The 21,593-nt window shown below is 71.0% G+C and carries 17 protein-coding genes; 12 read left to right on the forward strand and 5 right to left on the reverse strand.

The window, feature by feature from the left end:
* Positions 1-122 precede the first annotated feature (122 nt).
* From AB0M67_RS01090 to fdhD, 4 genes are all read left to right on the forward strand, one after another.
* Complete coding sequence (locus AB0M67_RS01090) at positions 123-2,048, forward strand: molybdopterin-dependent oxidoreductase (protein ID WP_365741214.1); 1,926 nt, start codon at positions 123-125, stop codon at positions 2,046-2,048.
* A gap of 6 nt (positions 2,049-2,054) precedes the next feature.
* Positions 2,055-3,944, forward strand: coding sequence for an NAD(P)H-dependent oxidoreductase subunit E (locus tag AB0M67_RS01095; protein WP_365741216.1), 1,890 nt, complete (start codon positions 2,055-2,057; stop codon positions 3,942-3,944).
* A complete protein-coding gene (locus AB0M67_RS01100) occupies positions 3,941-4,798 on the forward strand; it encodes a 2Fe-2S iron-sulfur cluster-binding protein (RefSeq protein WP_365741218.1) in 858 nt (285 codons plus the stop codon). Before AB0M67_RS01095 ends, AB0M67_RS01100 begins: the two co-directional genes overlap by 4 nt.
* A 68-nt stretch (positions 4,799-4,866) precedes the next feature.
* Complete coding sequence (fdhD, locus tag AB0M67_RS01105) at positions 4,867-5,706, forward strand: formate dehydrogenase accessory sulfurtransferase FdhD (RefSeq protein ID WP_365741220.1); 840 nt, start codon at positions 4,867-4,869, stop codon at positions 5,704-5,706.
* Positions 5,707-5,902: 196 nt separating this feature from the next.
* Here fdhD and AB0M67_RS01110 read toward each other — a convergent pair whose 3' ends face one another.
* Complete coding sequence (locus AB0M67_RS01110) at positions 5,903-6,970, reverse strand: bile acid:sodium symporter family protein (RefSeq protein WP_365741222.1); 1,068 nt, start codon at positions 6,968-6,970, stop codon at positions 5,903-5,905.
* Positions 6,971-7,096: 126 nt separating this feature from the next.
* Here AB0M67_RS01110 and AB0M67_RS01115 point away from each other — a divergent pair, with 126 nt between their 5' ends.
* From AB0M67_RS01115 to AB0M67_RS01125, 3 genes are all read left to right on the forward strand, one after another.
* Positions 7,097-7,978 (forward strand): LysR substrate-binding domain-containing protein, encoded by an 882-nt coding sequence (locus tag AB0M67_RS01115; protein WP_365741224.1) that lies wholly within the window; start codon positions 7,097-7,099, stop codon positions 7,976-7,978.
* A 275-nt stretch (positions 7,979-8,253) separates the two neighbouring features.
* On the forward strand, positions 8,254-10,077 hold the full coding sequence (locus AB0M67_RS01120) for an AMP-binding protein (RefSeq protein ID WP_365741226.1): 1,824 nt from the start codon (positions 8,254-8,256) through the stop codon (positions 10,075-10,077).
* Positions 10,078-10,170: 93 nt separating this feature from the next.
* Complete coding sequence (locus AB0M67_RS01125; RefSeq protein WP_365741228.1) at positions 10,171-11,001, forward strand: aldo/keto reductase; 831 nt, start codon at positions 10,171-10,173, stop codon at positions 10,999-11,001.
* Positions 11,002-11,061: 60 nt separating this feature from the next.
* Here the strand turns inward: AB0M67_RS01125 and AB0M67_RS01130 are convergent, their stop codons facing one another.
* Both AB0M67_RS01130 and AB0M67_RS01135 read right to left on the reverse strand, forming a co-directional pair.
* On the reverse strand, positions 11,062-12,012 hold the full coding sequence (locus AB0M67_RS01130) for an AraC family transcriptional regulator (protein WP_365741230.1): 951 nt from the start codon (positions 12,010-12,012) through the stop codon (positions 11,062-11,064).
* A gap of 55 nt (positions 12,013-12,067) precedes the next feature.
* Positions 12,068-12,373: a 4a-hydroxytetrahydrobiopterin dehydratase gene (locus AB0M67_RS01135; RefSeq protein WP_365741232.1), complete on the reverse strand. Its 306-nt coding sequence runs from the start codon at positions 12,371-12,373 to the stop codon at positions 12,068-12,070.
* A gap of 128 nt (positions 12,374-12,501) precedes the next feature.
* On the opposite strand from AB0M67_RS01135, the gene AB0M67_RS01140 reads away from it, so the two are divergent.
* Both AB0M67_RS01140 and AB0M67_RS01145 read left to right on the forward strand, forming a co-directional pair.
* Positions 12,502-13,449 carry a helix-turn-helix transcriptional regulator gene (locus AB0M67_RS01140; protein ID WP_365741235.1) on the forward strand — a complete coding sequence of 316 codons (948 nt, stop codon included), beginning with the start codon at positions 12,502-12,504 and terminating at the stop codon, positions 13,447-13,449.
* A gap of 103 nt (positions 13,450-13,552) precedes the next feature.
* Positions 13,553-14,704, forward strand: coding sequence for a serine hydrolase domain-containing protein (locus AB0M67_RS01145; protein WP_365741237.1), 1,152 nt, complete (start codon positions 13,553-13,555; stop codon positions 14,702-14,704).
* Positions 14,705-14,743: 39 nt separating this feature from the next.
* Here the strand turns inward: AB0M67_RS01145 and AB0M67_RS01150 are convergent, their stop codons facing one another.
* A complete protein-coding gene (locus AB0M67_RS01150) occupies positions 14,744-16,042 on the reverse strand; it encodes a hypothetical protein (protein WP_365741822.1) in 1,299 nt (432 codons plus the stop codon).
* A gap of 288 nt (positions 16,043-16,330) precedes the next feature.
* On the opposite strand from AB0M67_RS01150, the gene AB0M67_RS01155 reads away from it, so the two are divergent.
* Genes AB0M67_RS01155 through AB0M67_RS01165 form a run of 3 tightly spaced genes read left to right on the forward strand, consistent with a single transcriptional unit; the run spans position 16,331 to position 18,469 of the window.
* Positions 16,331-17,608: a molybdopterin-dependent oxidoreductase gene (locus AB0M67_RS01155; protein ID WP_365741239.1), complete on the forward strand. Its 1,278-nt coding sequence runs from the start codon at positions 16,331-16,333 to the stop codon at positions 17,606-17,608.
* A gap of 11 nt (positions 17,609-17,619) precedes the next feature.
* Positions 17,620-18,174, forward strand: coding sequence for a hypothetical protein (locus tag AB0M67_RS01160; protein WP_365741241.1), 555 nt, complete (start codon positions 17,620-17,622; stop codon positions 18,172-18,174).
* 43 nt (positions 18,175-18,217) lie between these two features.
* A complete protein-coding gene (locus AB0M67_RS01165) occupies positions 18,218-18,469 on the forward strand; it encodes a hypothetical protein (RefSeq protein ID WP_365741243.1) in 252 nt (83 codons plus the stop codon).
* Positions 18,470-18,528: 59 nt separating this feature from the next.
* Here the strand turns inward: AB0M67_RS01165 and AB0M67_RS01170 are convergent, their stop codons facing one another.
* Positions 18,529-21,585, reverse strand: coding sequence for a glycoside hydrolase family 38 C-terminal domain-containing protein (locus AB0M67_RS01170; RefSeq protein ID WP_365741245.1), 3,057 nt, complete (start codon positions 21,583-21,585; stop codon positions 18,529-18,531).
* Between the last annotated feature and the right edge of the window lie 8 nt (positions 21,586-21,593).

Below are 21,593 nucleotides of genomic sequence, written 5' to 3' on the forward strand. Positions count from 1 at the left end.
TCACCGATCCCTGGAGGGGGCGGGTACGCGTCAAATCCCCGCACCGGGGTTCCCCCGCGTACCCGCCACCGGGATACTGTATGCAATGGGGCGCGGCCATCACTCCCAAAGGAGAGCGCAGCGTGAAGAAGCGAGACCGAACGCCGAAAACGTATGCCCGCATCACCCACCCCCTGGTGCGGGACGAGAAGGGCGGCCCCCTCCGCAGGGCGACCTGGGACGAGGCGCTGGACCGCGCGGCGGAGGGCCTGCGCGCCGCACACGGCGCGTTCGGGATGTTCTCCTGCGCCCGCGCCACCAATGAGATGAACTATGTGGCCCAGAAGTTCGCCCGTGTGGTGATGGGCACCAACAACGTGGACTCCTGCAACAGGACCTGTCACGCGCCGAGTGTGGCCGGCCTCTCCGCCGTCTTCGGATCCGGCGGCGGCACCTCCTCGTACGGGGAGGTCGACCACACGGATCTGATCGTGATGTGGGGCTCCAACGCTCGCTTCGCGCACCCGATCTTCTTCCAGCATGTGCTGCGGGGTATCAGGAACGGCGCGCGGATGTACGCCGTCGACCCCCGCCGCACCTCCACCGCCGAATGGGCCGAGAGCTGGCTCGGACTGAACGTCGGTACGGACATCCCGCTGGCCCACGCGGTCGGCCGCGAGATCATCCACGCGGGGCTGCACAACCGCTCGTTCATCGAGCGCGCCACCACCGGGTTCGAGGAGTACGCCGCCGAGGTCGAGCCGTGGACGCTCTCGGTGGCCGAGCAGGTGACCGGCGTACCGGCCGAGGCGATCCGCGAGCTCGCACACGCCTACGCCCGCGCCGAACGGGCCCAGTTGTGCTGGACGCTGGGCATCACCGAGCACCACAACGGCACCGACAACGTACGGGCGCTGATCAATCTCTCCCTGCTCACTGGGCATGTCGGCCGGTACGGCTCGGGCGTGCAGCCGCTGCGCGGCCAGAACAATGTGCAGGGCGGCGGCGACATGGGCGCCATCCCCAACCGGCTGCCCGGCTTCCAGGACATCCTGGAACCCGATGTCAGGCGGAAGTTCGAGACCGCGTGGGACACCGTCATCCAGCCGCACTACGGGCTCAATCTCACGGACATGTTCGAGGCGATGGAGACCGGCGAGCTCAAGGCGGTCTACTGCATCGGTGAGAACCCCGCCCAGTCCGAGGCCGACAGCGAGCAGGCCGTGGAGCGGATGAAGCGGCTCGACTGTCTCGTGGTGCAGGACATCTTCCTCACCAAGACCGCCGAACTCGCCGATGTGGTGCTGCCCGCCACCGCCGCCTGGGCGGAGACGGACGGCACCACCACCAACAGCGAGCGCCGGGTGCAGCGGGTGCGCAAGGCCGTCGAGCCGCCGGGCGAGGCGCGTGAGGACATCGACATCATCTGCGAACTGGCCGGCCGGCTCGGGCACGCCTGGAAGTACGCGGACGCGGAGTCGGTGTGGAACGAGCTGCGCTCGGTCTCCCCCGACCACTACGGCATGACCTATGAGCGGCTGGCAGAGCACCAGGGCATCCAGTGGCCCTGCCCGGACACCGAGAAGCTCGAACCGACCTATCTGCACGGCAGGTTGTGGGAGACCGACCCGGCCAAGCGCGGCCGGCTCGCCCCCTTCGGTCTGGTCAAGCACGACCCGCCGGTGGATCTGACGGATGATCAGTATCCGATCAGGCTCACCACAGGCCGTCGGCTCGACTCGTACAACACCGGGGTGCAGAGCGGGAGTTTCGCCTCACCGCTGCGGCGCGGCGAGTATGTCGAGCTCTGCCCGGAGGACGCCGAGCGGTACGGGGTGACGGTCGGCGAGGAGGTCCGTATCTCGTCGCGGCGCGGCACCGTACAGGCACCGGTCTGGGTCGATCCGGGGCTCCGTCCCGGACTGGCCTTCATGACCATGCACTTTCCCGATGAGGTGGACACCAACCAGCTGACCATCGAGGCCAATTGCCCGATCGCGGGCACCGCCGAGTTCAAGGCGTCGGCGATCCGGATCGAGAAGCTGCCCGCAGCGGCGTCAAGGAGCTGAGACCCAGTGGACCTGCACTTCGGCGACAGCAAGCCGACCGACGAGGAACGGGCGGCGGTCGACGCCCTGCTCGGCCCGCCGGCCTCGGCCTGGGAGGGCGCGGACGACCGTACGGACACGGATCTGCGCTGGGCCCGCGGCGGTCGCGAGGCACGGGCGCGCCGGGACCTGCTGTTGCCGGGGCTGCACGCGGTCAACGACCGCGTCGGCTGGATCAGCGAGGGCGCGCTTGACTACCTCTGCCGACGGCTCACGGTGCCGCCGGCGGAGGCGTACGGCGTGGCCACCTTCTACGCGATGTTCGCGGTCAAACCCCGCCCCGCGAAGGTGCTGCATGTCTGCACCGATCTGGCCTGCGCCGCCCATGGCTCCCAGACGCTCTGCGCGAGCCTGGAAGAGCGCCTGGCACCCGCGGGCGCGCCCACGGCCGGCGCCGTCTGGCAGCCGAGTCCCTGTCTCGGCCTCTGCGAGCGGGCCCCGGCGGCGCTGCTCATCCAGGCGGGTGCGGCGGAGGGTGCCGGGGCGACGGAGCCGCCGTCCCGGCCGTACGCCACGGCCGTCATCGCCCCCGCCACCGCCGAGGAGCTCGTCCTGGCCACGGCCGCGCCCGAGGCGGCGCCCGCGGAGCCCGCCGCCTCGATGGCCGTACCGCAGGCCGGGCAGCCGGGGCTGACGCTGCTCCGCCGCGTCGGGGTCGTCGACCCGTACAGCCTCGACGACTACCGGGCGCACGGCGGCTACGCGGCGCTGCGGCGGGCCTTCGACATCGGGGCCGCCGGTGTCATCCGGGAGGTCACCGACGCCGGTCTGGTCGGTCGCGGCGGCGCGGCCTTCCCCACCGGCCGCAAGTGGCAGGCCACCGCCTCGCAGCCGGCCCACCCGCACTATCTGGTCTGCAACGCCGACGAGTCGGAGCCCGGCACCTTCAAGGACCGGGTGGTCATGGAGGGCGATCCGTACTCCCTGATCGAGTCGATGACCATCGCCGGATACGCGGTCGGCGCGCACCACGGCTATCTCTATCTGCGCGGCGAGTATCCGCGCGCCCTGCGCCTCCTCCGGAACGCCATCGAGCAGGCGCGCGCCCGCGGACTGCTCGGCGACGACATCCTCGGCCAGGGATATGCCTTCGACATCGAGATCCGGCGCGGTGCGGGCGCGTATATCTGCGGCGAGGAGACCGCCCTGTTCAACTCCATCGAGGGCTACCGTGGCGAGCCGCGTTCCAAGCCGCCCTTCCCCGTGGAACAGGGCCTGTTCGGCAAGCCGACGGCCGAGAACAACGTCGAGACACTGATCAATGTGCTGCCGATCCTGACCGAAGGCGCCCAGGCGTACGCGGCGATCGGCACCGAAGGGTCCACCGGGCCGAAGCTGTTCTGTGTCTCCGGCAATGTGTCGCGCCCCGGTATCTACGAACTGCCCTTCGGCGCCTCGCTGGGCGATCTGCTCGATCTGGCGGGCACACCGGGCGTGGTGCGGGCGATCCTGCTCGGCGGGGCCGCGGGCGGGTTCGTACGGCCCGACGAGCGGGACATCCCGCTGACCTTCGAGGGGACCAGAGCGGCCGGCACCACACTCGGATCCGGTGTGGTGCTGGTGCTGGACGACACCGTCCGGCTGCCGCGGATGCTGCTCCGCATCGCCGAGTTCTTCCGCGACGAGTCGTGCGGGCAGTGTGTGCCCTGCCGGGTCGGCACGGTACGGCAGGAGGAGGCCCTGCACCGGATCCTGGACCGTACGGGCGCCGAGGCCGCCGGGGACATCGCGCTGCTGCGCGAGGTCGGCCGGGCGATGAAGGACGCCTCGATCTGCGGTCTCGGACAGACCGCGTGGAGCGCCGTCGAGTCCGCCATCGACCGTCTGGACGTCTTCGAGTCAAGGGGTGCCGAGTGACCGCGATACCGCTTCAGCCGCCGCGCCGGCTGATCGAGTTCACACTGGACGGCCAGGAGACCCGGGTACCCGAGGGATCCACGCTGCTGGATGCGTGCCGGGCGGCCGGCAAGGACATCCCGACGCTCTGCGAGGGCGACACGCTCACCCCGAAGAACGCCTGTCGGGTGTGTGTCGTCGAGGTCGAGGGCGCCCGTACGCTGGCGCCCGCCTGCTCGCGCCGCGCGGAGCCGGGCATGGACGTCCGTACGGACACCGAGCGCGCCCGGCACAGCCGAAAGATCGTCCTCGAACTCCTCGCCTCGTCGACCGATCTCTCGACCACTCCGAGGGCCGCCGAATGGATCAAGGAGTACGACGCGAAGCCCGCGCGCTTCGGTCCCGACGCGGCCCGGCTGAACGAAGAGCCGAAGATCGACAACGATCTGTACGTCCGCGACTACGACAAGTGCATCCAGTGCTACAAGTGTGTCGACGCGTGCGGTGAGCAGTGGCAGAATTCCTTCGCGATCTCCGTCGCGGGCCGCGGGTTCGACGCCCGTATCTCCACCGAGCACGACACCGCGCTCACCGATTCGGCCTGTGTCTACTGCGGCAACTGCATCGAGGTCTGCCCGACCGGAGCGCTCAGCTTCAAGTCGGAGTTCGATATGCGGGAGGCCGGTACATGGAACGAGCAGGCCCAGACGGAGACCACCACGATCTGCGCCTACTGCGGTGTTGGCTGCAATCTGACACTGCACGTGCAGGACAATGAGATCGTGAAGGTCACCTCGCCGCACGACAACCCGGTGACCCACGGAAACCTCTGTATCAAGGGGCGGTTCGGCTACCAGCACGTACAACAGCACTGACAACAGCACTGACAGCGGCCCTGACAGCGGCAACCGACAGCAGCACCGACGAGTAGGACTGGATCACCATGGGACGGGTCACCGAGCGCCGCCGCACCATCCGTATCCGGGACGGAGCCGTCTCGACCCGCCCCGACACCCTGGTGGCCGAAGAGCCGCTGGAAATCCGGCTGAACGGCAAGCCCCTCGCCATCACCATGCGCACCCCGGGCGACGACTTCGCGCTCGCGGCGGGCTTCCTCGTCAGCGAAGGGGTGCTGGCGGCGGGGTCCGACGTCCAGTCCATCGTGTACTGCGCCGGAGCGAAGGACGACGGCTCGAACACGTACAACGTGGTGGATGTACGGCTGGCGCCGGGGGTACCCGTGCCGGACATCACGCTGGAGCGCAATGTCTACACGACCTCCTCGTGCGGACTGTGCGGCAAGGCGAGTCTGGACGCCGTACGGACCACGGCGCGGTTCCCGATCAGTGACACTCCCCCGGTCCGTGTCGAACCCGCGCTGCTCTCCGGCCTCCCCGACCGGCTGCGAGCGGCCCAGCAGGTCTTCGACCGGACCGGGGGCCTCCACGCGGCCGCGCTGTTCTCCGAGGACGGCGAGATGCTGGACATCCGGGAGGATGTCGGCCGGCACAACGCGGTCGACAAGCTCGTCGGCCGGGCGCTGCGGCAGGACCTGCTGCCGCTCTCCCGGGCGATCCTGCTCGTCTCCGGCCGCGCGTCCTTCGAACTCGCACAGAAAGCCGTGATGGCGGGCATTCCTGTGCTGGCGGCGGTGTCGGCGCCTTCGTCGCTCGCCGTCGATCTCGCCGCGGAGACCGGGCTGACGCTCGTCGGCTTCCTCCGCGGCACCTCCATGAACGTGTACGCGGGGGACGAGAGGATCGCCCTGCATACCGGGGTCTGACCACCCCCGCTGCACGGAGCTGGGCCCGGCCGGCGGGGAGCGCCCCCTGCGTCGGCCGGGTCCGTTCTTACTTTCTTTGGGGCTCGGTTCGCCTCCGGGGCGCCTGATGCCCCTGTCGACGGTCGACCGTGCTCGCCCCCTCGTTCCTCGGGGCCTGTGCGCGCTCTCCCTTTCGACAGCGGCGCGCCCCTTCGGCTCACTCGCCGGCGGGCGTGGAGACGGGCGTACGAGTCGAGGCGGGCCGCTTCCTGGGCCCTGGGACATCCGGTTGCCGCGGCGGCTCGGGAGCCTTCGCCCGGCGCTTCGCGATCACCGCGCACACCATCAACTGCATCTGGTGGAACAGCATCAGCGGCAGTACGGCCACGCTCGCCTGCGCGCCGAACAGCACGCTCGCCATCGGCAGCCCCGCCGCCAGGCTCTTCTTCGATCCGGCGAACTGGATCGCGATCCGGTCCGGGCGCCCGAAGCCCAGGCGCTTGCCGCCGTACCAGCTCAGCGAGAGCATCGCGGCGAGCAGCAACGCCTCGACGCCCAGCAGCGCCGCCAGCCTGGCGGGGGTCACCTGGTGCCAGATGCCCGCGGCCATGCCCGGGCTGAACGCGGTGTAGACGACCAGCAGGACCGAGCCGCGGTCGACCAGACCGAGCAGCGTGCGGTGGCGGGTGAGGAAGCCGACGATCCAGCGGCGCAGCAACTGGCCCGCGAGGAAGGGCAGCAGCAGCTGCGCGACGATCTTGAACAGCGAGTCGGCGGAGATACCGGCCGTCCCGCCGCCGATCAGCAGCGCCGCGAGCAGGGGGGTGATCACGATGCCGACGAGGCTGGAGAACGATCCGGCGCAGATCGCGGCGGCCACATTGCCCCGGGCCATGGAGGTGAAGGCGATGGACGACTGGACCGTGGACGGCACCAGACAGAGGAAGAGCAGTCCGCTGTAGAGCTGGGGGGTGAGGACGAACGGTACGAGTCCTCGCGCGGCCAGCCCGAGCAGCGGGAAGAGCAGGAACGTACAGGCGAGGACGGTCAGATGGAGCCGCCAGTGCTTCAGCCCGTCGACCATCTCGCGGGTGGAGAGCCGCGCCCCGTAGAGGAAGAACAGCAGCGCCACCGCCCCGGTCGAGGCCCCGCCCGCGATATCGGCGGGCGTCCCGGAGGCCGGCAGCAGCGCGGCGAGGGCGACGGTTGCGATGAGCGCCAGGATGTAGGGGTCGACAGGCAGCCAGGACGGGATCCGGATGCGCGGGGAAAGGCGGCGATTCATGTGCTCCACTACTGACTGTCGGTACAGCGCGTGCCTCCCCATGCTCCCCCTGTTCTCCATGATCGGGAATCCCGCATACCACTCTGACTGTCATCGTGCTTTGTGATAACGCTCTAACCTGGTGGTATGTACGACCCACGACAGCTGCGCACCTTCCTGGCCGTGGCCCAGACCCTGAGTTTCACGCAGGCCGCGCACCGGCTGGGGCTGCGCCAGTCCACGGTGAGCCAGCACATCCGCCGTCTTGAGGAGGCGACGGGGCGGCTCCTGTTCACCCGGGACACCCACAGCGTGGAGCTGACCGAGGACGGCGAGGCCATGCTCGGCTTCGCCCGGACGATCCTGGCGGCCCACGACCGGGCGGCGGCCTACTTCACCGGCACCCGGCTGCGCGGCCGGCTCAGATTCGGCGCCTCGGAGGACTTCGTCCTCACCCGGCTCCCGGAGATCCTGGAGACATTCCGGCTCGACCATCCCGAGGTCGACCTGGAGCTGACCGTGGAGCTCTCCGGCATCCTGCACGAGCAGCTGGCGGACGGCCGGCTCGATCTGGTGCTGGCCAAACGCCGCACGGGCGACCGCCATGGCGAGCTGGTCTGGCAGTCCACCCTGGCCTGGATCGGGGCGCCGCAGCTGCGCCTCGACCCGGAGCGCCCGGTCCCGCTGATCGCCTTTCCGCCGCCCGCCCTCACCCGTGCCCGGGCGCTGGAGGTGCTGGAGGCGCACGACCGGCGCTGGCGCATCGCGTGTACAAGCGGCAGTCTGAGCGGGCTGATCGCGGCGGCCCGCGCGGGGCTCGGCGTCATGGCGCACACGCGGGGGCTGATACCTCCGGGCCTGGTCCCGGTCCCGGCGAAGGCGGGGCTGCCCGAGCTGGGCAGGGTGGACTTCGTCCTGCTCCACGGCCGGCGCCGCGGCCGGTCCGAGACCCAGGAGGCCGCGGACGCGCTGGCGGCGGCGATCCTGGCGGGCGGTGACCGGCTGCACCGTCCGGCGGCGGACAACTGACCGCGGGCGGAGCACCGGCGCGGCCCTCAGGTACGGACCAAAGGCCCGGCTCGGTAGAGCGTGCGTGACAGCGGCGTACGGATTCGGTGGAGATTCCCCCACCGACCACTTACTCCAGGGTCGGATGTCCGTCACGAGCCTGCGAAAGCGGTCCGGAATCAGGTCCTGACCTGCGCTGATATGGCTTCGTTCCGGTTCCGTGGACGCTCTCACCCGGGAGCACCCGTTGGGGTACCGTCACCCGCGCTGTGCGGAGCGCCACAAGGAGCAAGTCATTGCGCGAGTTCACCGTCCCCCCTCTGCCGGCCGCCCCCCACATCGGTGGGCTCGCGGACGCCGTGTTCGATCATGCCGTCGACGATCCGCGACGGGTCGCGCTCGGCCGCAAGGACGAGCAGGGGATCTGGCGGGACATGACCTCGGCCGCGTTCCGTGACGAGGTGCTCGGGCTGGCCAAGGGGCTGCTCGCGCACGGCGTACGGTTCGGTGACCGGGTCGCGATCATGTCCCGTACGCGCTACGAGTGGACGCTCTTCGACTTCGCGCTCTGGACGGTCGGCGCGCAGTCCGTACCGGTCTATCCCACATCCTCGGCCGAACAGGTCTACTGGATGCTGTCCGACGCCGAGGTCTCGGCCTGTCTGGTCGAGCACGAGGACCACGCCATGACCATCGGTTCGGTCATCGACCGGCTGCCCAGGCTCAAACGGCTCTGGCAGCTGGACACCGACGCGGTGGGCGAGTTGTTCGCGGCGGGCGCCGGCATCGACGACGAGGTGGTGCACCGGCACCGCAGGGCGGTGACACCGGACTCCGTGGCCACGGTGATCTACACCTCGGGCACCACCGGACGCCCCAAGGGGTGTGTGATCACCCATGGCTGCTTCATGTTCGAGGCGGACACGGTCCTCCACCGCTGGGAGTCGGTCTTCCGCGCCAAGCCGGGTGACGAGACGTCGACCCTGCTCTTCCTGCCGCTCGCGCATGTCTTCGGGCGCATGATCGAGATCGCGGCGATCCGCGGCCGGGTGAAGCTGGGCCATCAGCCCGTCCTTCAGGCGAGAGCGCTGCTGCCCGATCTGGTGACGTTCCGGCCGTCCTTCATCCTGGCCGTGCCGTATGTCTTCGAGAAGGTCTTCCACGCGGCGCGCCGCAAGGCCGAGAGTGAGGGCAAGGCCGCGCCCTTCGACAAGGCCGTGGAGGTGGCGGTGCGGTACGCGGAGGCGCTGGAGCACCGGGCGTTCGGTCTCGGTCCCGGCCCCTCCGCGACGCTGCGGGTACAGCACCAGTTCTTCGAGAAGGCCGTCTACAGCAAGGTCCGTGAGGCGATGGGCGGCCGGGTACGGCATGCCATGTCGGGCGGTTCGGCGATGGACCGGCGGCTCGGGCTGTTCTTCGCGGGCGCGGGCGTCACCGTCTACGAGGGGTACGGGCTCACCGAGTCCTGCGCGGCGGCCACCGCCAACCCGCCGGAACGCACCCGCTACGGCACGGTCGGCCGGCCGATCCCCGGCACGTCGGTGCATATCGCGGCGGACGGTGAGGTGTGGCTGAGCGGCGGCCAGATCTTCTCCGGCTATCTCAACGACCCCAAGGCCACCGACGCCGTACTGCGGGACGGCTGGCTGGCCACCGGCGACCTCGGCTCGCTCGACGAGGACGGCTATCTGACCATCACCGGACGGAAGAAGGACATCCTGGTCACCTCGGGCGGCAAGAGTGTCTCGCCGACGGCCCTGGAGGACCGGGTGAGGGCGCATCCGCTGGTGTCCCAGTGCATCGTGGTCGGCAACGACCGGCCGTTCATCGCGGCGCTGGTGACCGTGGACCAGGAGGCCGTCGACCACTGGCTGTCCCTTCAGGGCAGGCCCCCGCTCAAACCCACCGATCTGGTGCGGGACAAGGATCTGGAGAGGGAGATCCGGCGCGCGGTGGTGGCCGCGAACACGGCGGTGTCCCAGGCCGAGTCGATCCGTACGTTCCGGATCCTCGCCCATCCGTTCAGCGAGGAACTGGGTCTGCTGACGCCGTCGCTGAAGCTCAAGCGCAAGGCGATCGAGGCCGCCTACGCGGTCGAGGTGGACGCGCTCTACCGTTGAGGCGCCACTGGCGTCCACGAGCGCGGGAATCCGCCCGCCGCCGTGACCGTTGTACTCCGGAGCAGCAACCGACGACGTTAGGATCGACCGCTCGTGAGCAAGGTCCCCACCCTCACTCTCAACAACGGCATCGAGATGCCCCAGCTCGGCTTCGGCGTCTGGCAGGTCCCGGACGACGAGGCGACACGGGCCGTCGGCGCCGCCCTGGAGGCCGGCTACCGCAGCATCGACACCGCCGCCGTCTACCGCAACGAAGAGGGCACGGGCAGGGCCGTCACGGCCTCCGGGATCGCCCGCGAGGAACTGTTCGTCACCACCAAGCTGTTGAACGCCGAGCAGGGCTACGACTCGACGCTGCGTGCCTTCGACACCTCGCTGGGGAAGCTCGGCCTGGAGTATGTCGACCTCTATCTGATCCACTGGCCGCTGCCGGCCCGCGACACCTATGTCGACAGCTACAAGGCGTTCGAGAGGATCCTGAGCGAGGGCCGCGCCAAGGCCATCGGCGTCTCGAACTTCTTTCCCGAGCACCTGGAGCGGCTGCTCGGCGAGACCTCCGTGGTCCCCGCCGTCAACCAGATCGAGCTGCACCCGCAGCTCCAGCAGGCGGCGTTCCGGGCGTTCCACGCGAAGCACTCCATCGCCACCGAGGCATGGTCGCCGCTCGGCCAGGGCAAGGGGCTGCTCGATGTCCCGACGGTGGTCGCCATCGCGCGCAAGCACGACAGGACCCCGGCGCAGGCGGTGCTCCGCTGGCACCTCCAGCTGGGGAACGTGGTGATCCCCAAGTCCGTGACCCCGTCCCGGATCCAGGAGAACATCGACGTCTTCGGCTTCGAGCTGGACGCCGACGATCTGGCGGCGTTCGCCGCGCTGGACGAGGGCAGGCGCCTCGGTCCCGACCCGGCGGAGGTCAACGGCTGAGCCCTGACACCGCGGCGCCGTCGGCCGGTTCCGGCCGACGGCGCTGTCGTCCGGGCCGGGCTACGAGCCGACCGGCAGCGCGCCGGAACGGTACTCCTGGGGGCTGACACCACGTACCCGCTTGAAGGCCGCGCTCAGCGCGAACGAACCGCTGTAGCCGACCTTCCTGGCCACCGACTCGACCGTCGCGTCCGTGCCGCGCAGCAGATCCCCGGCGAGCGCGAGCCGCCAGCCGGTGAGATACGCCATCGGGGGCTCCCCGACCAACTCGGTGAAGCGGCGGGCGAGCCCGGCCCGTGAGACCCCGCACGCGGTGGCGAGCGAGGCGACCGTCCAGGCTCGGGCCGGCTCGTTCTGCAGCAGCCGCAGGGCGTTGCCGACCGCCGGATCGGCCATGGCGCGGTACCAGCCGGGCGCCTCCGCGCCGGGCCGGGCGAACCACGCCCTGAGCACGGCGATCAGCATCAGATCCAGCACCCGGTCAAGCACCACGCTCTGGCCCGGCTCGTCCCGGGAGATCTCGTCGTCGAGGACGGGCGTCAGCGGGGAGTTCCAGACGTCGGCCGGCAGATGGAGCAGCGGCGGCAGCGCGTCCAGCAGCCGTCTGCTGACCTCGCCGTCCATCTGGTACGTACCGGTGAGGACGGTCGTCCCGCCGTCGGGGGCGTTGCCCCAGGTCCGTACGCCCAGGTGCATGGACTGGGCGAGCGGCTCGCCCTCCAGCGTGCGGCAGGCGCCGCCGGGGCCGATCAGCGCGCGTGGCGCGGTGCCGGGGCTGTCGGCGGTGATGTACGGCTCCGGGCCGCGGGCGATCGCGACGTCCCCGGGGCGCAGCAGCACCGGATCACCGCCACCGTCGGGGACGATCCAGGCCTCACCGCGGGTGACACACATCAGACAGAGCGGGGCCCGGTCCTCGATCCGGACGGACCACGGCGGCTCCATCACCATGCGCAGCAGAAAAGCTCCGCGCGCCCGAGGTCCGTCGAGGAGTCCCGCCAGTACGTCCATGTCACCAGCGTAAATGGACCGGCCGGAGGGCAGGCCGCGGGACCGGCGACGCGCGTCAGGCGGCGCCGTGCGCGGGGGCGAACGCCTCGACGCGCCGCGCCAGTTCGAAGTCGCGTGTTGTGAGCGCGCCGCCCGCGTCATGCGTACTCACCGCGAGGGAGACGGTGTTGTAGCCCAGGGTGAGCGCGGAGTGGTGGTTCAACTCCTCCTGGGTCTGGGCGATATGGACGACCATCGCGGTCGCCGCGAAGTGCGTGCCCAGCCGGTAGGTACGGGTCAGCAGGCCGTTCTCCACGGACCAGCCGGGAAGCTCCCGCAGCAGCTCCTCGATCTCGTTCTGCGACAGCGGCTCGGTGGCCATGGCCGGGGCTCCTTACGGGGACGGGCAGCGACGCGGCCGACGATACGTCGTCACTCCGCGCCGCCGGGCCCGCCGTGCCGCGCGCACCCCGTACGCCCCTGCCAGGACCGGTGCATTACGGTCCTCGTATGGCAGCTCGCGGAAGGACGGCTCAGGTCACGGCCGGGGTCACGGCGGCTCGTGCCGCCGAGCAGCCGGCTGTCGGTCCCCTGCTGCGCGACTGGCGCAAGCGGCGTCGGGTCAGCCAGCTGGAGCTGGCGATCCGGGCGGATTCGTCCGCCCGGCACATCAGCTTCATCGAGACGGGCCGCGCCCGCCCCAGCGAGGAGATGGTGCTGCGGCTCGCCGAGCGGCTCGATGTGCCGGTGCGGGAGCGCAACACCCTGCTGCTGGCGGCGGGTTACGCGCCCCGGTTCACCGAGACGCCGCTGGACGATCCGGCCATGCACGCCGTGCGTGAAGGGCTGGAGCGGCTGCTCCGGGGGTACGAGCCGTATCCGGCGGTCGTCGTGGACGCGACGTACACCGTGGTGGCGGCCAACCGGGGCATCGCCATGCTGATGGAGGGACTGCCCGCGAAGCTGCTCGCGCCCCCGCTCAACGCGATGCGGCTCACCCTCCATCCGGAGGGACTGGCTCCGCGTATCCGCAATCTGCCGGAGTGGCGCGGGCATCTGCTGGACCAGATGGAGCGCCAGCTCGCACTGGACCGCTCCGCCGCGCTGCGCGCCGTGTACGACGAGGTCGCGGCCTATCCGCTGCCGGACTCCGGGGCGCGGGAGGGCGCGGGGGCGGCCGGGGAGACGGTGGCGGCCGGGGAAGCGGTGGTCGCTGGGGAAGCGGTTGCCGCTGGGGACGGGGCGCCGGGCGGGGACGCGGGTGTGCTCCGTTCCGTCGCGGGGCCGAGCTTCGCGCTGCCGATGGTCATCGAGCACGACGGGCGGGTGCTCTCCTTTCTCTCGTCCATCTCCACCTTCAACACCCCGATGGATGTGACGGTCGCCGAGCTGGCCATCGAGACATTCCTCCCGGCGGATCCGGCCACGGTCGCCTATCTGATCTCGCGCGCCCGGTGACCGACCGCGCCGGAAGCGCGAGCTCCGGTCCGATGAGTTCGCGCGGCGCCGGGAGTCTGCCCTCTGATCGCACACGTGATCGCGTACTCGGGAAGGTGGACCGATGACCACGCTGCACGACACCCTGGAGAAGCACGTCGGCAATGGCTCGATGCCGGGGGCGGTGGGCCTGGTGGCCCGCGGCGACCGGATCGAGGTGGCGACCGTCGGTTCCACCGATATCGAGGGCACATCCCCGATGGCCAGGGACTCGATCTTCCGCATCGCCTCGATCACCAAACCGGTCACGGCCGCGGCGGTCATGATGCTGGTCGATGACGGTCTGATCGCGCTGGACGACCCGGTCGGGCCCTGGCTTCCGGAGCTGGCGGCACCGAGGGTCGTCAGGACACCGGCCGGTCCGGTCGATGACGTGGTCCCGGCCGTACGGGCGATCACCCTGGCCGATCTGCTCACCTTCCGCGCCGGGTACGGGTTCCCGGCCGACTTCTCGCTGCCCGCGGTCGGACTGCTGTTCAGCGAGTTGCGGCAGGGATCGCCACAGCCGGGGCGCGTGGCGGCGCCCGACGCCTGGATGGCGGCGCTGTCCCGTATTCCGCTGCTGCACCAGCCGGGCGAGGTCTGGCTGTACAACACCTGCTCCGACATCCTGGGTGTGCTGATCGCCCGGGTCGCGGGCCGTCCGCTGCCCGAATTCCTGGCGGAGCGGCTGTTCGAGCCGCTCTCCATGGCCGACACCGGATTCGAGGTACCGGCGGGCAAGCTCGACCGGTTCACCGGCTACTACGGGACGGGTCCGACGGGCGGCCCCGAGCTGATCGACGCCCCCGACGGTCAGTGGAGCAGCCCGCCCGCGTTCCCGTCCGGCGGCGGCGGACTGGTCTCGACCGCCGACGACTGGTACGCCTTCGCCCGGATGCTGCTCGCCGAGGGGACGGCCGACGGCGGCCGGCGGCTGCTGTCGGCCGCGTCGGTCCGGCTGATGACCACCGACCAGCTGACCCCGTCCCAGCGCGAGGCGAGCACGCTGTTCCTGGAGGGCCAGGGATGGGGGTTCGGCGGCTCGGTCGATGTCGCGGAGACCGATCCCTGGAATGTGCCGGGACGGTACGGCTGGGTCGGCGGTACGGGGACGGCCGCGCATCTCACCCCGTCCACCGGGACGGTCGCGATCCTGCTCAGCCAGCTGGCGATGACCGGTCCGACCCCGCCGCCGCTGATGCGGGACTTCTGGCGGTACGCGGCCGACGTCTGAACCGGGGCCCGCCGCGCGGGCCCGGGGCGCGCGCGGCGGTCACCAGCTCGTCAGCAGCAGATGGTTGACGAGGAGAGCCAGACAGCCCTGGGCCGCGAGCCAGCCTCGGTGGTCGCGGGCGGGCAGCAGCGCGGCGGCGGCCGGAAGCCAGAGCGTGAACGGCAGCCAGATGCGCTCCGTCTCGGCCTTGCTCATCCCCGACAGATCCGCGACCAGCAGCGCCAGAAGCACGGAGGCGACCAGCAGGGCGACGGTCCGGTCGGCGTTCCCGGGCCCCCGGGCGGACCCCTGGGCCCCGCGGACGGCGGCCGGGAGACGCCGGATCCCGGCGACCGCGGCGAGTCCCGCCGCGATCACCACACAGGCTCCATTGGCCCATACCCAGTAGCCGTACGGGCGTTCCCGGGCCACGCCCTGGTAGTAGCGCTCCACCAGCAGTTCGTACGCCTCCCACCAGTGAAACCCGGCCAGCAGGAAGGCCACCGCCACGGCCGCGAACCCCAGCACGGCGAGCCCCACCACCGGCAGCGCCCGATGAGCGAGGACCAGCACCGCGATGGCCGGGACGACCATCAGCGTCAGCCCGTACGACAGATGGACCGTCGCCCCGAACAGCAGGCCGGAGCCGAGCGCCGCCGCCCAGGGCGCGCGGACGCCACGGCCTGCCGCGAGCGCCAGCAAGGCGAGTGCCCAGGCGGCGACGGCCGCGAAGTAGCCGTCGGCGGAGGCGCCGACCCATACGGCGCCCGGGGCGAGTACGAGGAAGGGGGCCGCCGCCCGCGCCGCGCGCTCGGCGCCCAGCGCGCGCAGTGTGACAAGAACGGCGGCGGCCGTCGAGGCGCCGGTGACCACACAGAACGCGGCGGCCCACGCGCCGCCGCCGAGCCCGATCCGGTCGAGTCCGACGAACGTCAGGATGGCGCCCGGCGGATGGCCCGCGATATGGGTCGGCCAGTTGTCCGGCGGGCCGATCAGGATGTGCCGGGTGAAGTCCCGCAGCGTGGCGGGGATGTCGTCGAACCGGTCGACACCGCTCAGATACTCGTGCCGGGTGGTCAGCCGGCCGACCAGACCGCGCTGCCAGCCGTCCACCAGCGCCAGCGACCAGGTCCAGGCCAGCGCGGCGGCCCAGCTGGCCCAGGTCAGCCGGCGCCAGGACAGCCGGGCGGCGAGGGGCGGGCCGTACGCGATCACCGCGACGGCGGTCAGGAGCGCCGGGAGCGTGCCGGGGCCGAGATGCGGCATCCACTGGGCCAGCAGAGGCGGCCAGCTGACATGGAGGGTCCCGTCGAAGTGCTCGATCAGGGTGCCGGACACGGCGGCGACGGCGAAGAGCAGCGCGCCCGCTCCGGCCGCCACCCGGTCGAGTCGGCGGCCCGGGCGGTGTGCGGGGTCGGGCGGTGTACCCGCGGCGTCCGGGGTCTGCGCGGTCTCGGAGCCCGTGCCGGGGCGGGGTAGCAGGGTCACGGCGTCACGTTAGGCACGCGATCACCCGTACCGGGGCGATCGACAGGCCGCGTCATCGAACCGTCAGATCTCCGCCGTTCGGGGCGAATGGCGGACGTCAGCGTTTCGTCATGAGCCGAAAGGCACGTCGGGCGCGTCCCGCGCCCTACGGTCACCGGTATGAACGTCCCCGCCCGTCTCACCCCGTCGTGGCGCAGCCCGCTGCGTGGCCCCTGGCTTACGTCCGTCTTCGCCGTGGTGCTGCTGATCGGCATCCCCGTCCTCTTCCTGACGGGGCTGGTGTCCTATCTCGCGTACAACCCCGATCTGTCCCCGGTCAATGACAAGACGCCGGACAAGGGGCTCCTCGGCTTCTATGTCTTCGCCTGGCCGACCGACCCCTACTGGCTCTACCGCGTCACGCAGGGCGTGCATGTGACGCTCGGGATCGTGCTCGTACCGGTGCTGCTCGCGAAGCTGTGGTCGGTCGTGCCGAAGCTGTTCGTGATGCCGCCGGTACGCTCGCTCGGCCACGCGCTGGACCGGCTGTCCCTGCTGTTCCTCGTCGGGGGCGCGCTGTTCGAGTTCGCCACCGGCGTGCTCAACGTCCAGTTGGAGTACATCTTCCCCGGCTCCTTCTATCCGCTGCACTTCTACGGCGCGTGGGTGTTCATCGGGGCGTTCGTCGCCCATGCGGCCTTGCGGTTGCCGCGTACGGTGCGGGCGCTGCGCGGCCGGGATCTCCGCGCGGAGCTGCGGACTCCGGTGGGGCGGACCGTACCCGAACCGCTGGACGAGACCGGTCTGGTCTCCCGCGATCCGGCGCCGCCCACCCTCTCGCGGCGCGGGGCGCTCGGGATAGTGGGGCTCGGCTCGCTGGCGCTGCTCGTGGTGACGGCCGGTCAGAGCATCGGGGGCTCGCTGCGCGGTACGGCGCTGCTCGCCCCGCACGGCCGGAATCCCGGGTCCGGTCCTGACGGCTTCCAGATCAACAAGACGGCGAGGTCCGTCGGGATCCGGACGCGGGACATCGGTCCCGACTGGCGGCTGACCGTACGGGGCGGCAGCCGGGAGACCGTACTGACCCGGGCCGAGCTGGAGCGTATGCCCCAGCACACCTCCGCGCTGCCGATCGCCTGTGTGGAGGGCTGGTCCACCTCCGACCAGCACTGGGAAGGGGTCAGGCTGCGCGATCTCGCCGCCCTGGTGGGGCTCGGGGACGCGCCGCCGAGCGTGTTCGTGGAGTCGGTGCAGTCGCACGGCTCCTTCCGGGAGGTGGCCCTGCGGGACAATCAGGTACGCGATCCGCGCTCGCTGCTGGCCCTGCGGGTCAACGGCGCCCAACTGTCGGCGGATCACGGCCGTCCGGCGCGGATCATCGTGCCGGGCGCGCCGGGTGTGATGAACACCAAGTGGGTCCGGCGGCTGAGCTTCGGGGAGTCGTCATGGCCCGTATGAGAGTTCCCAGGGTGAGCCTCCGGGAGCTGCGCCGTCATCTGGACGTGCGACGGCGCTTCCGCCGGCTGTACGGCGAGTCGCCCGCCCAACTCCTGATTCTGCTGGCTTCGTTCGCGGTCTGCGGATACGCCGGGGTCCGGCTGCTCGCCGGGGACTGGCCGCTGATCGTGCTCTGGTTCGTGGGCGCGGCGGTGCTGCACGATCTCGTGCTGGTGCCGCTGTACACGCTCGGCGACCGGGCCATCAGGACCGCCCTGGCCCGGCGCCGGCGGCCGGTGCCGCGCGCGGGCGTCAACTACGTACGCGTGCCGGCGTTCCTCTCGTCGCTGTTGCTGCTGGTGTACTGGCCGCTGGTGCTGCGGACCCCGGAGCCGTACGAGCCGGCCACCCGGCTCGATATCGATGTCTTCCTGGGACGTTGGCTGCTGATCACCGCCGCGCTGTTCGCGATGTCCGCGGCCTGGCTGCTGGTCAGGACCTGGCCGGAGCTGTGGTCCCGGCGCCCGCGGGCGCCATGGCGGCGCCCGCGGCCCGGCCGCTCGTCGGGCCGGTTGTCAGACCCATGACCGAGACTTGAGGGTCCGACAGATCCATCGAGAGGAAGCCGGGATGACCACCACCACGTCCCTTACGTCGAGCACGTCGGATGAGTGCACCGCGGCGCGGGCCTATCTGCGTCTTCTGGCGGCCGTACGCGCCGTGCTGGACGACCCGTTGCAGGCGTCCCTCGCGGCGCCGCTGCTCGCCGCCCCGATCGCCGAGGCGGACGAGGCGCTCAACGCGGCGGGCCTGGCGGGCAACGAACGGGAGTTCCTCCATCTGGTGGCCGCGCAGGCGCTGGATCACCGGCCCCACACATGACGGCACGGCGGCGGACGCCCCCTTTCTCCCGGGCGCCCGCCGCGTGTGCCGCCCCGCGGTCAGCCGCGCGTCAGCCGGAGCGTGACCAGTTCGAACGGGCGCAGCGCCAGCTGGACCGATCCGTCGGCCAGCACCGGCGGCTCCACATCCGCCAGCGGACGCTCCAGCAGATCGGTCACGGCCAGTCCGGTGGCCTCGCGGCCGACATCGACCCGTACCTTGGCCCGTCCGCCGGTCGACTCGTAGAGCCGTACGACCAGATCGCCGCTCTCGTCGTCGGCCAGCTTCACGGCGCTGATGACGACGGCGTCGTTGTCGACGCTCACCAGCGGGGCCACCTCGGCGTCGCCGGGGATCCGGCGCTCCGGCAGATTCACGCGGTAGCCCTCGCGGACCGCGTCACCGATCGACGCACCGGGCGCCAGGGCGTGCCGGAAGCGGTGGACGCCCTGGTCGGTCTCGGGGTCGGGGAAGCGCGGGGCCCGCAGCAGCGAGACCCGGACGGTCGTGGTCGTACCGGCGTCCGAGGAGCGGACCGTACGGGTCACGTCATGTCCGTAGGTCGAGTCGTTGACGAGTGCGATGCCCCAGCCCGGCTCCTCCAGATGGACGAAGCGGTGGTTGCACGCCTCGAACTTGGCCGCCTCCCAGCTGGTGTTGGTGTGGGTGGCCCGGTACACATGGCCGAACTGGGTCTCCGACGCGTACCGCTCGGCGTGGACATCCAGCGGGAAGGCCGCCTTGAGGAACTTCTCGGTCTCGTGCCAGTCGACCTCGGTGTCGATGTCGAGCCGCTTGACCCCGGGGGCGAGCGTCAGCAGCTGGGTGACCTTCGAGGAGCCGAAGCCGCGTACGACACGGACACCGACCGCGCCGGCCGGCAGCGCGCCCGCCGGGGCGTCGCCCTCCTCGACCGGGGTGAGCGTGTCGAGGTCCGTCAGATCGGTGACGGTGTTCCGGTAGAACTCATCCACGTCCCACGCGTCCCACTGGTTGGGGAAGTCGGGGTGGATCTGGAGGAGGTTGGCGGCCTCGCCGGGGGCGACGGTCTCGCGCTCCGCGCTGATGTCGTAGACGGACACCACCAGGCCCCGGCCGTCGATCTCCACCTCCAGCAGCCCGTTGCTGAGGGCGTACCCGCCGCCCTCGCGCGGCGACAGCTGCGCGCTGCCGCTCCCGCCGACCGGTCCGGCGCCGCCCGCCGGGACGCCACCGCGCGCGTGCGGCGCGGAGTTGAAGAGCAGGGTCGTCCCGCCGGACGGGTCACCCGCCAGTGCGCGCTGCGCCGTGTCCACGATCCCGTTCAGCTCGGCCGCGACGGCCGCGTAGGTCTTCTCCGCCTCGCGGTGCACCCAGGCGATCGACGAGCCGGGCAGGATGTCATGGAACTGGTGCAGGAGCACGGTCTTCCAGATCCGGTCCAGCCGCTCGTACGGATACGGCGCGCCGGTCCGTACGGTGGCGGTCGCGGCCCACAGCTCCGCCCCGCGCAGCAGATGCTCGCTGCGCCGGTTTCCCTGCTTGGTCTTCGCCTGGCTGGTGAGGGTGGCGCGGTGCAGCTCCAGATACAGCTCGCCCACCCAGACCGGCGGGTTCGGGTACTCCGCCTCGGCCTTGGCGAAGAACTCCCCGGGTGTCTCCCACTCGACGGTCGCGGAGCCTTCGAGACTGCGCAGCCGGGCCGCCTTGGCGATCATCTCGCGGGTGGTGCCGCCGCCTCCGTCGCCCCAGCCGGTCGGTGCGAGGGAGTGCCTGGCGACGCCCTTCTCCTTGAAGTTCTTGGCGGCGTACGCGATCTGCTCGCCCGTCATCGAGCAGTTGTAGGTGTCGACGGGCGGGAAATGGGTGAAGACGCGGGTGCCGTCGATGCCCTCCCAGCGGAAGGTGTGGTGCGGGAACTTATTGATCGTGGACCAGCTGATCTTCTGGGTGAGCAGCCACTTGGACCCGGCGGCCTTGATGATCTGCGGAAGTCCCGCCGCGAAGCCGAAGGTGTCGGGCAGCCACGCCTCGTCGTTCTCGATGCCGAACTCGTCGAGGAAGAAGCGCTTGCCGTGCACGAACTGCCGGGCCATCGCCTCGGAGCCGGGCATATTGGTGTCGGACTCCACCCACATACCGCCGGCCGGTACGAACCTGCCCTCGGCCACCGCCCGCTTGACCTTGGCGTAGACCTCGGGCCGGTGCTCCTTGATCCAGGCGAACTGCTGCGCCTGCGACATCGCGAAGACGAACTCCGGCTCGTCCTCAAGCAGCGCGGTCATATTGGCGGTCGTACGGGCGACCTTGCGTACCGTCTCGCGCAGCGGCCACAGCCAGGCGGAGTCGATATGGGCGTGGCCGACCGCGCTGAGGCGGTGGGCGGTCGGCGGCGCGGGGGTCGCCAGCACCTCGGCGAGCCGCTCCCTGGCGGCCCCCGCGGTGCCGTTCACGTCCTGGAGGTCGACCGCGTCGAGCGCGCGGCTGATCGCGCGCAGGATCTCCCAGCGGCGGGCGCCGTCCACGGGCAGTTCGGCCATCAGCTCGCCCAGCACCTCCAGGTCCTGGATCAGCTGCCAGACGGTCTCGTCGAAGACCGCGAGATCCATCCGGGCCAGGGTGTACTGCGGCTCGCTGCCCGCGGTCTCCTTGTCACCGAGCCGAGTCGGCAGGAAGGGGTGGTAGTCGAGGATGACCGGGTTGGAGGCGGCCTCGACATGGAGCAGGACCTCTTCGCCGCCCGCGACGGGCGCTCCGATCCGTACCCACTGGTTGCGCGGGTTGAGGCCCTTCACCGGGGTGCCGTCGGGCCGGTAGACCAGGCCCTCGCACTGGAAGCCGGGCATGTTCTCGTCGAAGCCGAGGTCGAGGATCGCCTCGACCGTACGGCCCGCCCAGTTCTCGGGCACGGTCCCCGAGACCCGGAACCAACTGGTGCCCCAGGGCGCGCCCCACCGGTCACCGGTCCTGACCGGCTCGGTCGGGCCCGCCAGGCCCTCCTCGACGGGTACGGGTTCGCCCGGCGCGTTCCAGACCGCGACGTCCAGCGGTATCGATTCGGGGTATACGGCGGGCCGGATGCGCTCGTCGAGGACGCGCTTGAGACGGGCCTCCACCAGGCTGCGGTCGTCGTGCATGAAGGGGT

This window comes from Streptomyces sp. NPDC051662 (assembly GCF_040681655.1).
GTDB lineage: Bacteria > Actinomycetota > Actinomycetes > Streptomycetales > Streptomycetaceae > Streptomyces.